8 protein-coding genes are annotated in these 13,915 nt (G+C 67.6%); 3 read left to right on the top strand and 5 right to left on the bottom strand.

The window, feature by feature from the left end; genetic code table 11:
- Positions 1-191 precede the first annotated feature (191 nt).
- Both QW845_RS02915 and QW845_RS02910 read left to right on the top strand, forming a co-directional pair.
- Positions 192-1,445, top strand: coding sequence for a LysM peptidoglycan-binding domain-containing protein (locus QW845_RS02915; RefSeq protein WP_315800147.1), 1,254 nt, complete (start codon positions 192-194; stop codon positions 1,443-1,445).
- Between the two features lie 104 nt (positions 1,446-1,549).
- On the top strand, positions 1,550-2,716 hold the full coding sequence (locus tag QW845_RS02910; RefSeq protein WP_315800146.1) for a trans-sulfuration enzyme family protein: 1,167 nt from the start codon (positions 1,550-1,552) through the stop codon (positions 2,714-2,716).
- A 43-nt stretch (positions 2,717-2,759) separates the two neighbouring features.
- On the opposite strand, the gene QW845_RS02905 is transcribed toward QW845_RS02910, so the two are convergent.
- The 4 genes from QW845_RS02905 to QW845_RS02890 all read right to left on the bottom strand — a co-directional run bounded on the left by QW845_RS02905 (position 2,760) and on the right by QW845_RS02890 (position 7,886).
- Positions 2,760-5,000: a TonB-dependent receptor gene (locus QW845_RS02905; RefSeq protein WP_315800145.1), complete on the bottom strand. Its 2,241-nt coding sequence runs from the start codon at positions 4,998-5,000 to the stop codon at positions 2,760-2,762.
- Between the two features lie 230 nt (positions 5,001-5,230).
- The gene (locus QW845_RS02900; protein ID WP_315800144.1) at positions 5,231-5,620 is read right to left on the bottom strand and encodes a hypothetical protein; all 390 of its coding nucleotides are present in this window, start codon (positions 5,618-5,620) and stop codon (positions 5,231-5,233) included.
- A gap of 109 nt (positions 5,621-5,729) precedes the next feature.
- Positions 5,730-7,094: a M23 family metallopeptidase gene (locus QW845_RS02895; RefSeq protein ID WP_315800143.1), complete on the bottom strand. Its 1,365-nt coding sequence runs from the start codon at positions 7,092-7,094 to the stop codon at positions 5,730-5,732.
- Positions 7,095-7,199: 105 nt separating this feature from the next.
- Positions 7,200-7,886 (bottom strand): peroxiredoxin, encoded by a 687-nt coding sequence (locus QW845_RS02890; protein ID WP_315800142.1) that lies wholly within the window; start codon positions 7,884-7,886, stop codon positions 7,200-7,202.
- Positions 7,887-8,402: 516 nt separating this feature from the next.
- Here QW845_RS02890 and QW845_RS02885 point away from each other — a divergent pair.
- Complete coding sequence (locus QW845_RS02885; protein WP_315800141.1) at positions 8,403-12,098, top strand: DUF3971 domain-containing protein; 3,696 nt, start codon at positions 8,403-8,405, stop codon at positions 12,096-12,098.
- Between the two features lie 48 nt (positions 12,099-12,146).
- Here the strand turns inward: QW845_RS02885 and QW845_RS02880 are convergent, their stop codons facing one another.
- Positions 12,147-13,844 (bottom strand): methyl-accepting chemotaxis protein, encoded by a 1,698-nt coding sequence (locus QW845_RS02880; RefSeq protein ID WP_315800140.1) that lies wholly within the window; start codon positions 13,842-13,844, stop codon positions 12,147-12,149.
- Positions 13,845-13,915 lie beyond the last annotated feature (71 nt).

Below are 13,915 nucleotides of genomic sequence, written 5' to 3'. Positions count from 1 at the left end.
GCTGATTGGCGCTTTGCCGATGCGCGGGGAAGTCACACCTCGCAAGTTGACTGGGAAGTTGGGCGGCTCGATCGCTGCCCCCAGCCGCGGGGGCAATGGCATTCCGCCCTGTATGATGCTATGTGCAAAGCAAGATTCCCGCTGACGGAGCCGTCGTCTCCGCGCCTCGTTTGCACAGGACGGATCACCGCATGAGCATCGGAAACGGCGGACGATTGATCTGGGGTGGCGGCGCCGTTGCGGCGCTCGCGATCGCGGGCCTGGCCATTGCGTTCGCGCAGGGCTTCGGTCTCGACCTCCCGATCTTCAAGCGTGAGGGGACGTCTGCGAGCCGGACTGGCGCGACCCTGCCTAGCGCTCCGACAGACGGTCCGCCCGCTGCTCCGCAGCGCGCTGCGGCGGCTGAGCCGGGTGCGGCAGACAAGGGCGGCGCGAGCCAAGCCGCGGCAGCGCTCGCCAGCGCGCAGCAACAGGCCAGCGGACTGGCTTCGCTGCTGGCGCCGGTGGCGCCGCCGGCGGCCGAGAGCGATGGGCCGTCGTTCGACGTCGTCAGCGTGGAGCCGTCGGGCGACACCGTCGTTGCCGGCCGTGCGGCGCCCGGCGCCACTGTCGAGTTGCTGCGCAACGGCGAGCCGCATGCGCGAGTGGTGGCCGATCGCTCGGGGCAATTTTCCATGGTGCCGCCGCCGCTGCCCGCCGGGACGTTCGAGTTGACGTTGCGGGCCAAGCAGCCGGACGGCCGCGAGATCTCGTCCAAGCAGAGCGTCGCGGTGGTGGTCGAGGCCGGCAAGCGCCCGGCCACCGTCGCGGTGATCGCGCCGGACCAGCCGACACGCGTGCTGTCGAAGCCGGCCGCATCGGTGCCGCTGGCGGTCGCGGTCGAGGCCGTCGACTTCGAGCCGAACGGCAATCTGCGCGTCGGCGGCCGCGCACGGCCCGGGGCCACCGTCCGGATCTATCTCAACGACCGGCTGGTCGACACCGCGACGGCCGGTGCAGATGGCCGCGTCGCGACGACCATCAAGGATGCCGCCTGGGCCGGCAAGGACCGGCTGCGGCTCGACGAGGTGGATGCCAAGACCGGCGCCGTGCAGGCGCGGGCCGAGGTGCCGTTGAAGGTGCCGGAGGCGCTGACTACGGCCTCGCTGCCAGCGGCCGCGGGCCAGGGGCAGGGGCAGGGGCAGGGAAGCGGCGGTGCTCCCGGCGCGCGCACGCAGCTTGCGTCCGCGTCGCCGGCCGACCTGAAGGACGTTGCCGCTTCACCCGCGCGCAGCGGCGCGAGGACGATCACCGTGTCGCGCGGCGACAGCCTGTGGCACATCAGCCGCCGTCTCCTCGGCGAAGGTACGCGCTACGCAGTCATCTACCGCGCCAATCGCGAGCAGATCCGCCGGCCGGATCTGATCTATCCGGGCCAGGTGTTCGTGCTGCCGGCGAAGCGCTAGCTGCGCAGCACAAAGGATTTTGACTTCTGTACGTGCTTGCACCTGAGCGCGCTGCTCGCGCCGTTGCGCTAAGATGGCCGTCAGCATTGTCTCACGAGGTTTCCATGCACGATCTCACCCGCTGCGTTCAGCACCCCGCCGTGTCGCACGACGGCTTCAAGTCGCTGGCGGTTCCGACCCATCGCGCCTCGACGATCGTCTATGACGAGCCGCAGGACTTTGCGCGGCGCGCCGAGCGTGGTCTCGACGGTTACACTTATGGCCTGCATGGCACGCCGACGACGCGGACCCTGGAGGCGCAGATCAGCGCGCTGCATGGTGGCGAGCGCACCGTGCTGGTCCCGTCTGGACAGGCCGCGGTCGCGATCACGATGCTCGCCGTGCTCAAGCCCGGCGACAAGGTGCTGATCCCCGATCACGTCTATCCGCCGGTGCGTCATCTGTGCGCGAACTATCTCGCCGCGCGCGGGATCTCGCATGAGGTCTACGACCCGCTGATCGGCGGCGGCATCAGCGATCTCATCGATGCCAGCACGAAGCTGATCTGGCTGGAATCGCCGGGCTCGGGAACGATGGAGGTGCAGGACGTTCCGGCCATCGCGCGGGCCGCAAAGGTGCGCGGCGTGCTCACCGGCTGCGACAACACCTGGGCGAGCCCGCTGTTGTTCAAGCCGCTGGCGCATGGCGTCGATTTCGCGGTGGAGGCGCTGACCAAATATGTCGGCGGTCATTCCGACCTGCTGCTCGGCTCGATCACCGTCAAGGACCTGAGCTTGCGCAAGGCGCTCAAGGACGTGCTGGGCGTGCTCGGTATCGGCGTGTCGCCGGATGAGGCGGCGCTGGCGCTGCGCGGCATCGAGACCATGGGAGTCCGCATGGCGCATTCGGGACGCGTCGCGCGTGAGTTTGCCGAGCTGCTGCAACAGTCGCCGGCGGTCGCGCGCGTGCTGCATCCGGCGTTGCCGTCCTGTCCCGGCCACGAAATCTTCGCGCGCGACTTCAAGGCTGCGAGCACGGTGTTCAGCGTCGTCATCAGGCCGGAGTTTACCGCGCGGATCTATCCGGCGCTCGGACATCTCAGTCTGTTCGCCATCGGCGCCTCCTGGGGCGGCACCCACAGCCTGATTGCGCCGATGGATGTCACGGCCGATCGCACGGTGCGCGCATGGAATGCCGCGGAGGGATTGGTGCGGCTGAGCATCGGGCTGGAGGAGCCGGGCGATCTGTGGGAGGACCTGTCGCGATTCCTCGACGCGCTCGAAACCTCCTGAGACATGCCGGCCCGCGGTGTTCGCGCCGCGGGCCGGCACGTCGTCAGAAGTTCACGCTAAGCCGCGCATTCAGCGACCGGCCAGGGCCCTTGACGGCGTAGCCGTAGGCCGCGGATGAGCCCATCATCGACACCACTTGATAGTCGACCAGATCGGCGCCGCCGAGCGGCAGGTCATAGGTCCGGTTGAACAGGTTGTCGACGCCGAGATCGAGCCGCACGTGCTGCCACTGGTAGCCGGTGCGCAGGTTGACCAGCGCGTAGGACGGCGTGGTCAGCTCGTTGCGGACCTGGCTCACGACATTCTTGGAGCCGACGAGCTGCAGCTCGACCGAATTGGTCCAGCCGCCGAGATGATGATCGAGCGCGAGCTTCGCGTTGACCGGCATCATGTGGTAGAGGTCGACGCCGTCGGTGCGGTAGCCCCTGACGTAGCCGATCAGGCCACGGATCTGGCCGTGGCCGTAGGTCAGGTCGTCCCAGACCGTCAGGCGCCCTTCGACATTGACGCCGACCAGCGTGGCGTCGTGGTTGGCGAACTGCAGATAGACGAAGCCGGTATTTGTCGTCAGGTTGGCGGGGTTGCTGGCGAGGCAGCTCGCCGTTTTGCAGCGGTCGACGTCGATGTAGTCCTGCACGTAGCTGGCATAGGGCGTCACCTTGACGTCCCACAGCTTCTGCGCCGGATCGTGCCAGCCGGCGGTGAAGCTCACGGTGTGCGCCTTCTCAGGCTTGAGGTCGAGGTTGCCGACATAGCCGTTGCCGTCGCCGAACCAGCCGATCATCTGCATCGCCATCGCATTGGTCGACCAGGCGTAGCGCTCATACAGGTTCGGCGAGCGCGTCTTGCGCGCGAAGCCGAGCTCGAACTGGCTGATCGCGTCGGGCTCGTAGCGGACGAGCGCGGAGCCGTCGAGATGCACGTCGGTCCGGGCATGGTCGGCGGCGTTGAACGCCGCGGCATCGGCGCCGTACATCATCGCGTTGTAGCCCGAGACGTTGCCGGTGTTCATCCGCACGATGTCGTTGCGCAGGCCGACGATCGACGTCCACTGCCGATCCCAGTGCCGCTCCCATTCGACGAAGGTGCCGATGCGGTCGCGCTGTCCGCCGTTGATGTTGATGAAGCTGTTCGGCCCCATCATCATCGACCCGGCAACCGGGCTCCACCAGTCGTCGAGCCGGTTGAGCGCAAGCTCGTTGCCGACGCGCAGGAGGTCCTGGCCCGACACCGGCAGCGTCGCCTTGATCGCGTAGCCGCCGTCGAGGCCCTTGGTGTCCATCGGCATCGAGGCGACCTTGTCGGGCGCGATGAAGCCCATCGTGTGCCGGATCTGATGCACGAAGGCGGACGCCTCGATCAGGCCCCAGTCGAACGTGCCTTCGTAGCGGCCGTTGGCGAACAGGCCGCGGTTGTAGACCATGTCCATGTACTGGTTCACATAGCCCTGGTAGGGGATGAACTGGCCGCCCACCTGGAACGTGAACAGGTTGCCGAAGCTGCGCTTGGAGATGCTGATGGCGTGGTTCTGCGTCTCGTACAGCGTCGACTTCACGGTGGTGCCGTCGCCGGCCTTGTAGTTGCCGGACCTGACCCAGCCACCGGTGTAGGTGACGCTGGTGTCGCGGTTGGCGGCCGTGGCCGTCGCATCGACGCCATAGTCGTTGCCGTTGCTGCGGAAGAAGCTGGCGATTCGGGTGCTGGCGATCCAGCCGTCGGTCGCCGCGAAGGCGGGCGGTGCGGTGGTGACATCGATGCGGCTGCCGATGTAGTCGCCGCCGACCGAGGCCGGGCCGATGCCGAGATAGGCGCGCATCTTTGCGATCATCGCCGGATTGACGAAGGACAGCGGCGGATTCATCTCGTTCGGGCAGGCCGGCGAGATCAGCATCGAGTTGATCGCGACCTGGAGCCGGTCGGCGCCCATGCCGTTGATCGCGGGCAGGCTGGAGACGCCGCCGGCGCCCCAGGCTGCGCCGCCCGGCAGGTCGGTGACGAGGCCTGCCGAATCGCTCGAGGAGAGACCGCGCTCGAAGCCGGCCTGCGGCGGCAGCGTGCGGCTTGCAGCTGTTGGGCCGGTGTCTTTCTGCTGCGTGGCGGCTTCCGTGGCGTGTGGGGCCGGTGCGTGAGTCTCGCGGCTTGCCGCAGGCCGGGGACGAGGCTTGGCCGTGTGCTGACGCGCGGGGTCGACGGTGACGGTCGGCAGCGACGCCGCGGGGCGCGCGCTGGCGGGTTCAGCGGCGGAGCACAGCAAGGCTGTCGCCGCGAGCAGCGCCGACGACATCGGTCGCGGAGGTAAAGAGGCAGTGGGCGGCTTTGAGCCTGAAAGGACGTTCGACATGGAGAACTCTGGAGGATGCTGCGCAGATATCTGCGGATGAGATCGGGAACTGGGCACGCGCCAACGGCGCCCGGCTGATGATGCCAAGATGTGCGTGCCATCACGCTGCGGCTCCGTGAGAGCGGAGGCGGCATGTGGCGCAGCGATGTGTCTGAAGATGCGGCGACCGCCGCTCAGGCGAGCCGAGGTGGCGCGCGCGCCCGGTGCCCGGCGTCGACCTCGGCAGTCGCGCGCCACAAGGGCGCGATCGGTTCGAACGCAACGCCAAGGACGCGCCGGAGGCTGACCGTGGGTGCGTCGGGCGGCGGCAGCAGTGCGAAAGCCGGGGTGACGCAGAGCGGACAATGCGCCGCTGACGCCGCAGCCGGCGCTTCCGAGCTGTCGGCGCCCCCTCGAGCGTTGTCGATTCGCTCGTGACAGATCTCACCGAATACGAAGGCGAAGCTCGGCGGCAGCCAGGCGTTCAGGCTCACCGCCAGCGTGACCTGCAGCGCCAGCACATAGGCCATCGCACAGGCGACGGCGCCCGTCAGATGTTTGCTGTGTGATGAAATGCGACGCACGGCCCTGAAATCCCCGCAGCATGCTTAGCATGTCTGCGGAACAGCACCAATTGCGATCGCGCAATGCCGTTGCGCGTTGGTCGCGCGTCGGCTTGCCGGATGAGCGATCTTACCCGGCGCTCAGCCGCACGCCGGCGCGCAGGAATTTCTGCGGGTCGACGGCTTCGCCGTCGATGCGGGTCTCGTAGTGCAGATGCGGGCCGGTCGAACGGCCGGTCGAGCCGACCTCGCCGATGATGTCGCCGATCTTCACCTGCTGGCCGACCTTGACGTTGATTTCGGAGAGATGGCCGTAGCGGGTGGAGAGGCCGTTGCCGTGATCGACCTCGACCATGCGGCCGTAGCCGCCGGCCCAGCCGGCATTCACCACCTTGCCGTTGGCGGTGACGCGGACCGGATCGCCGGTGGCAGCACGGAAGTCGAGGCCGGTGTGCATCGCGGGGCGGCCGAGGAATGGATCGGAGCGCACGCCGAAGCCGGAGGTGAACTCGACCTCGCCGATCACCGGCTTGCGATAGGGCACCAGCGACAGCGTGCGGTTCATCTTCTCGACCTGCGCGCGGGTGATGTTGATGCGGTAGAGCTGGCGTTCGAACGGACCGGATTCGGCGCCGAGCTTGACCGGAACGAACGGGCCGCCCATGCCGCCCTTTGGCGCGGCCGCTTCGAGCTGGCCCATGTCCAGGCCGAGATCGATGATGACGCCGCGCATCCGGCGCAGCTTCGATTCCAGCGTCTCCTCGGCCGAGGACAGCATCGCGACCTGCCGCGCCTCGACCTGGTCGAGCGAGCGCGTCAGCCGCGTCAGCACGTTGTCGACACCGGCGAGCTTGGTCGATGGGTTGGGCTGCGCATTCGCCATCACGGGGCTGCGCGATTCGAGCCGGGCCTCGCGGTCCGGCGGCGCGGTGAAGATCACGGTGTCGCTGATCGGCGACGGTTTTGGCGCGGCTGTCGCCGATGGCGGCTCGATCGCGACCGGCGCACGCGCCGGGGCGCGGATCGAGCCGGTGATGTCGGGCATGCTGCCGAGCGCGGTGGCACGTCCCTCGAGCGCGGTCTGGCGCTTGAGGATCTGGTCGAGCTTCTGGTCGAACTGCTCCTGGTCGAGCAGTTGCCGGCTGGTGGCGCGGTCGACCTTGGCGCGCAGCTCGGCGATGCGGTCCTCATAGGCGTATTGCATCTCGGCCTGGCGCGCGATCAGCCGCGTCAACACGTCGTCGCGGAACGCGAAATAGGTCGCAGTCGCCGCCGACCACAGCCCGAGCAGGCTGACAGTGCCGACCACGATCCAGAACACCACCGGGCCGATGCGCACCTGCTTGCCGGCATGCACCAGCGTGTAGTCGCTCTGCGATGCGGCCGCGACCGGCGCCGGATGGCTGGCGGGTGCGCGCCGATGATGGTGGGCGTGCCCGCGGTCATGAGGATGGTGCTGGGGATATTCGGCGTGATGGCCGGAACGATACGACATCGGCACTCCCGCGCCGGCTGGAGATCGTCGTTCCAGCGGCGTCATTTACGGGAGCGATTTGACCCCTGCATGGTTAATTTTCCCCCAACGCTCTCCGGCGCATTCTCAGAGCGCGCGCGCCGCCGCCAGCACCGCGTCGGCGTGGCCGTCGACCTTGACGTTGCGCCACACCTTGGCGACGCGGCCGTCGGCGCCGATCAAGACGGTGCTTCGGATGATGCCGAGAAACTTGCGGCCATAGAGCGACTTCTCGCCCCAGGCGCCGTAGGCCTCCAGCATCTCATGCTTCTCGTCCGAGATCAGGGGTACCGCGAGATCGTGCTTGTCGCGGAAATTGTCCTGCGCCTTGACCGAATCGGCGGAGACGCCGAGCACTGCGGCGCCGGCAGCGGCGAAGTCCTTCGACAGGCGGGTGAAGTCGATCGCCTCCTTGGTGCAGCCGGGCGTATTGGCCTTGGGATAGAAGAACAGCACGAGCTTCTGGCCGCTGTAGTCCGCCAGCGAGACGGTTCCGCCGCCATCGCGCGGCAGCTTGAACGCGGGTGCCTTGGCGCCCTCGGCAAGGCCCGTTCCGCTGGCAGCCGGCGCCGCGGGCTTGGCCTTCGCAGCGGCGGCCTTCGTGGTCGGCGTCTTGGTGGTCGGCGTCTTGGCGGAGGTCGTCTTGGCGGCTTTCGTCACGGCCGGTTTGGCCGTCTTCTTGGTGGCCTTCTTGGCCGCGGTGGCGAGCCGGTTCCCGTCAATCGTCCCGTAGGACGCCGGGTTGGAGGATTTCTTTCGTGATTCCTTCGACATACGCCTTCCTTTCGTCGCTTTCGGCGGCTCAAAAATGAAAGTATCTCGGTTCTTGTCCGGTGTCCCGGGATCGATCTGGCATCCGTGCTTCGCGGCGCGCAGGGGATTGCGCCTCTTGCGATGAAGCGAAGATCATGGCTACCAGCAGGCGTGAGCACCAGCGCAGTTGAGCACAGTGCAATGACGACTCTCGTACCGTCTCCGGATCAGACGTCCCCGCCACAAATTTCGTCCGGCGGTGGAGAGGCGCCGGTCCGCTGGCGCGAGCAGGTGGGCAAACCTGACGGCGGCGGGGTATAGTGACGAGGATTCCGCGCGTCGTCCGCGCCGCCGGCGAAGCGCCAGCGGGCGTGTTGACAGCACCCGCCGAAGCGTGACGGGATCATTGGGGCATCGACTCCTGCCGGCAGTGAGCACGCGCGCTGCGTGAACGGGCGGGGCCACACCGGCGACCAATCTGGCCGAGGCCAGATTGGCACGACTATTTCGGACACGAGGGGCCGGCACCGAGAGGCAATGGCAAGACAGACATCACCCCAGCGGCCCCATCTGCAAGCGGACACCCAGGGCCAGCAGTGGGATGAGGCCGACTGGGATGTGGCCGACCAGTATGAGGCTGCCGCCGAGCACGACGAGATGGTCGGGCAGCGCGCCCGGAGCCTGTTGTCGCGGCCCGATTCGAGCGGGAGCACCGGTCGATTCGGCGGGGCGCGCCCGCGTCTGCCGGGCGGCCGGGTGGCCAAGCGGGTCGTCATCACGCTGGCATCGCTCATGCTGCTCGTCGGGCTCGGATTTGCCGGCCTGTGGCTGCGGCTCGGTGCGGGCCCGATCAGCCTCGACATAGCGACGCCATGGCTCGCGGCGGCGATCGAGGACAATATCGGCCACGGCAACACCGTCGAGGTCGGCGGCACTCAGATCGAGCGCGCCGGCCGGATCAGGATCGCGGTCCGGATCCGCGACATCATCGTGCGCGATCAGGATCACGCCATCGTCGCCAGCGCGCCCAAAGCCGAGGTGCGGCTGTCCGGCGCCGCGCTGCTGATGGGCCAGCTGCGTGCCGAAAGCCTCAAGCTGGTCGACGCCGAGCTCGCGATTCGCATCACGCCGGACGGCACCGTCACGGTGTCGACGGGTGAGACCAACAAGCCGCTGGCGACGGGCGTCGCCTCCAAGCGCGATGCCGGCCTGCCGCCGACATTCCCGCGGCCGGGACAGGCCGCGCCATCGCCTGGTGCACCGGGACCGCAGGCCGGCCCGCTGCCGTCGGCGGCCACTTCGACTTTGCCGGCGACCGCCGCGCCGAACGGCCTGCTCGCCGGCCTGGACTGGCTCGACAGCCTCAGCCTGACCGGGCTCGATGGCCAGAACCTGAACGAGATCGGGTTGAAGAACGGCGTGCTGGTCGTCGACGACCAGCAGCGCGGCAACAAATGGACGTTCGAGAACATCAGCCTCAGCCTCCGCCGGCCGTCCGGCGGCGGGGTGGCGCTGAGCCTCGGCGAAGAGGGCGCCAGGCCGTGGTCGCTGCGCATTCTGGTCGGGCCCCAGGCCAACGGCGTGCGCACGGTGGACATCAAGGCTGACAAGGTTTCCACCAGCAACATCCTGCTGGCGATGCGACTCAAGGATCTCACCTACATGGCGGACCTGCCCATGACCGGCGAGATCAAGGGCGAGCTCGCGCGCGACGGGCTGCCGACCTATCTGCGCGGCAAGATCAACATCGGCGCGGGCAAGATCATCGACACCGATACGCCCGACTATCCGATGGCGATCGATTCCGCCGAGATCAGCATGGAATGGGACGCCGGACGCCGCGTGCTGATCGCGCCGTTGAAGGTGATCTCTGGCGCCAACCGCATCACGCTCAACGCCAATCTCGAGCCGCCGAACGACACCGCGAACGACTGGCGGCTGGGTCTCAACGGCGGCACCATTCTGCTCGGCGCCATCGAAAACGAGCCACCGCTGATCTTCAACCGCATCTCGATCAACTTCCGCTTCGACACCGAGGGCAAGCGCGTGCTGCTGACGCAGGCCGAGGTGTCCAACGGTGAAATCGGCGTCGCCGGCACCGGCAGCGTCGAGTATGCCGGAGAGCCGCGGCTGAAGCTCGGCTTCGCCGCGACGCCGATGCCCGCGCTGGCGATGAAACGGATCTGGCCGGCGCTGATCGTGCCGGAGGTGCGGGCCTGGATCATCGAGCGCATCGAGCGCGGCTCGGTGCAGCGGATCGACGTCGCGGTCAATTCGCCGACGCGCAACCTGCCGCGCAAGGGGCCGCCGATTCCCGACGATGGTCTCGACGTCAACATCGTCGCCACCAATGTCACCGTGCATCCGGTCGACGGCCTGCCGTCGGTGCGCGATGCCGACGTGAAGGCGCATGTCACCGGCCGCACCGCGACGGTGACGATCGGGCAGGGCGTCGCGGATACGCCGGCCGGGCGCAAGCTTAACTTCTCCGACGTGGTGTTCGAAGTGCCGGACATGGCGCCGAAGCCGTCGCCGTCGCGGGTGCGCATGCGCGTCGAGGGCCAGGTCGCCGCGGCCGCCGAGATCCTCGCCTCCGACCGGCTCAACGATCTGTCGTCGATGCCGATCGATCCCAACCAGACCAAGGGAACGTTCCAGGCCAGCGTCAATCTCGCGATGCCGGTCAAGGGCGAACTGACCAAGGCCGACACCAGCTACGCGGTCACGGCCGATCTCAACGGCTTTGCCGCCGACAAGCTGGTGATGAACCAGAAGCTGGAGGCCAACACGCTCAAGATCGTGGCCAACACGGCCGGCTATCAGGTGAAGGGCGACGTCAAGATCAACGGCCAGCCGGCCACGCTCGACTATCGCAAGCCGACCGAGGGCGACGCCGACATCAAGATGCAGGCGATCCTCGATGATGCGAGCCGCGCCCGGCTCGGCATGGATCTGGGCACCGCGATCACCGGCAACGTGCCGCTCAAGCTCAACGGCAAGATCGCGGGCTCCGCCGATCGTGACAGCCGGCTCGGTGTCGAGGCCGATCTGACCCAGCTCAAGCTCGACAATTTGCTGCCGGGCTGGGTGAAGAATCCGGGCAAGGCGAGCAAGGCCACCTTCAACGTGGTCGCCAAGCAGCAGTCGACCCGCTTCGAGGACATCAACATCGAAGGCGGTGGCGTCTCCATCAAGGGCTCGCTGGAAGTCGACCAGAACGGCGACCTGATGAACGCCAACTTCCCGACCTATTCGCCGTCGGAAGGCGACAAGACGCAGCTCAAGGCCGAGCGCGGCCAGGACGGCGTGCTGAAGCTGTCGATGCGCGGCGACGTGTTCGACGGCCGCGGCTTCCTGAAGTCCGCCATCTCCGGGACCAACAAGGACGCCGACAAGAACAAGGCGCGCTCGAACCTCGACTTCGACGCCGAGGTCAAGCTCGGCGCCGTCGCCGGCTTCAACGGCGAGGCGCTGCGCAGCGTCGACGTCAAGCTCTCCCGGCGCGGCGGCGCCTTCAAGAGCTTCAACCTGACCGGCAAGGTCGGCCGCGACACGCCGGTCACCGCCGACATCCGCGTCGGCCGCGAGGCGCCCAGCTCTGATCCGCGTGCGCGCCGTCAGGGCCGCGAGGTGATCTATCTCGTGACCAACGATGCAGGTGCGCTGCTGCGCTTTGCCGACACCTATTCCAAGATGGCCGGCGGCGAGCTGGAGCTGGCGATGGAGCCGCCGACGGCCGATTCCAGCCCCAAGGAAGGCCTCGCGATCGTTCGCAACTTCACCGTCAGGGGTGAGCAGGCGCTGGACCGCGCCGCTTCCGGTGCGGCCCAGGGCGCGTCACAGGGCATCGCCTTCACGATGCTGCGCGCAGAGTTCACGCGGCAGAACGGGCTGCTCTCGATCCGCGACGGCGTGGTCAAGGGGCCGACGCTCGGCCTGACCATCGAGGGCAGCATCGACTACAACGTCAACCAGGTCCGCGCCTCCGGCACGATCGTGCCGCTGTACGGGCTGAACAACATGTTCAACCAGATCCCGATCGTCGGCCTGTTCCTCGGCGGCAGCAATGAAGGTCTGTTCGGCGTGACCTACGAGGTCGTCGGCACGCCGAGCCAGCCGGTGGTGCGCATCAATCCGATCTCGGCCATGCTGCCGGGCGTGACGCGCAAGATCATGGATTTCAATACCGGCAAGCAGCAATACCCGCCGGCGGAGCTGCCGCCGAACAATTGATGCTGCCGGCCGTCGCGTCGGCGACGTCAACAGAGCGGATCGATGCGGTCAGGCCGCTCTGACGCCAGCAAGGAAGGTGTCGACCTCGCGGGAGAGCTGCTCGGCCTGCTTGGAGAGGTTGCCGGCGGCGATCAGCACGTGGCTCGCGGCGCCGCCGGTCTCGTTGGCTGCGGTCGAGACGCCGCCGATATTAGCGGTGACCTCACGGGTGGCCTGCGCGGTCTGGGTGACGTTGCGCGCGATCTCCGCGGTGGCCGTTCCCTGTTCCTCGATCGCAGATCCGATCGTGGCCGCGATCGCGGACACTTCCTCGATGGTCAGGGTGATGCCGTCGAGCGCGCCGACCGCTTCCCGCGTCGCGTTCTGGATCTGGGCGATGCGGTCGCCGATCTCCTGCGTGGCCTGTGCGGTCTGGCTGGCCAGGCTCTTCACCTCCGCTGCGACCACCGCGAAGCCGCGCCCGGCTTCGCCGGCGCGCGCGGCCTCGATCGTGGCGTTGAGCGCCAGCAGGTTGGTCTGGCCCGCGATGCTGGAGATCAGCTCGGCGACGTGCTCGATCTGCTTGGCGCCGTCGGCCAGGGCGCGGACGATCCCGTCGGTATGGCGCGCGCTTTCGACGGCGCGTCCGGTAACCTCGGCCGATTGGGCGACCTGACGGCTGATCTCGGTGATCGACGAGGTCAATTCCTCGGCGGCGGTGGCGACCGTCTGGACGCGCGAGCTCGCTTCAGTCGCGGCGGAGCTGACGGCGGTCGCGCGCGCATTGGTGCTCTCGGCGGTGCCGGTCATCGATTTCGCCGTGGCCTCGAGCTCTCCGGCGCCGGACGCCATCAGGGCCACGAGCTGGCCGACGGAGGCATCGAAGCGGTCGGCCATCGCGATCAGCGCGTCGCGCTTGTCCGCTTCGCTGCGCTGCTTGGATGCGGCCTGCTCATGCTCCAGCATGCGGGCGGTGATCGCGGTCTTGCGCAGTACCTCCAGGGTCTCGGCCATGCGGCCGATCTCGTCGCCGCGTTCGGTCTCGGCGACCGGCTGCTCGAGCCGCCCGCCGGCGATGTCCTGCATGCGATCCTTCAGCCGATGCAGCCCGCCGACCACGTTGTGCGAGATCAGGAAGGACAGGATGCCGAGCAGCACGAGCAGCGCCGCGCCGATGCCGGCGAGCCGCATCAGCAGCGCATAGACGTCCGCCTCGATGTCGTCGACATAGAGCCCGTAGCTCATGACGATGTTCCACGGCGCGAAGGCGCGGACGAAGACGACCTTCCGCAGCGGCTCGGTCTGGCCGGGCCGCGGATAGAGGTAGGAGGTCGTGCTGCCTTCGGGTCTCTGCTGCGCGGCCTTGATCTGCGCATCGGCGATCATGACGCCGTTGGCGTCCTTGGTGCCGAGGATCTTGCCCTCCAGTTTCTCGTTGGCGGCATTCAGCAGAAGCGCCGAATCTGCCGCGTTGTAGGCGATCGGATAGCCCTGGCCGTTGTTGAACGTCATTCGTCGCGCAAGATAGCGGAACTTGTTCTTGGCCTCGTCCACCGACATCTTTCCTGCCGCGACCTCCGTCTGCAGCGTCTCTGCGAGACCGTAGACGAGGTCCACCGCGGTGTGCATCTGGGTGATGCGGTCTTCCAGCATCCGCGCGCGGCTGAGCCAGCCGGAAACGGCCACGATCGCGATCACCGTCGCGATCGCAAGGATCACCATGCTTGCGAGCTTGGTACGGAACTTCATGCGGCTGAGCAGTGTCACGGCGTCCTCTTCGTTCTTGTTGCCGAAACAACTATCATCAAGCTGCTTACTAATCATGAATGCGTGGTCGT

It is taken from the genome of Bradyrhizobium sp. SZCCHNS3002, assembly GCF_032377435.1.
Classification (GTDB): domain Bacteria; phylum Pseudomonadota; class Alphaproteobacteria; order Rhizobiales; family Xanthobacteraceae; genus Bradyrhizobium.
Note: the sequence above shows the minus strand (reverse complement) of the source record. Positions and strands in the feature narration are given on the sequence as shown.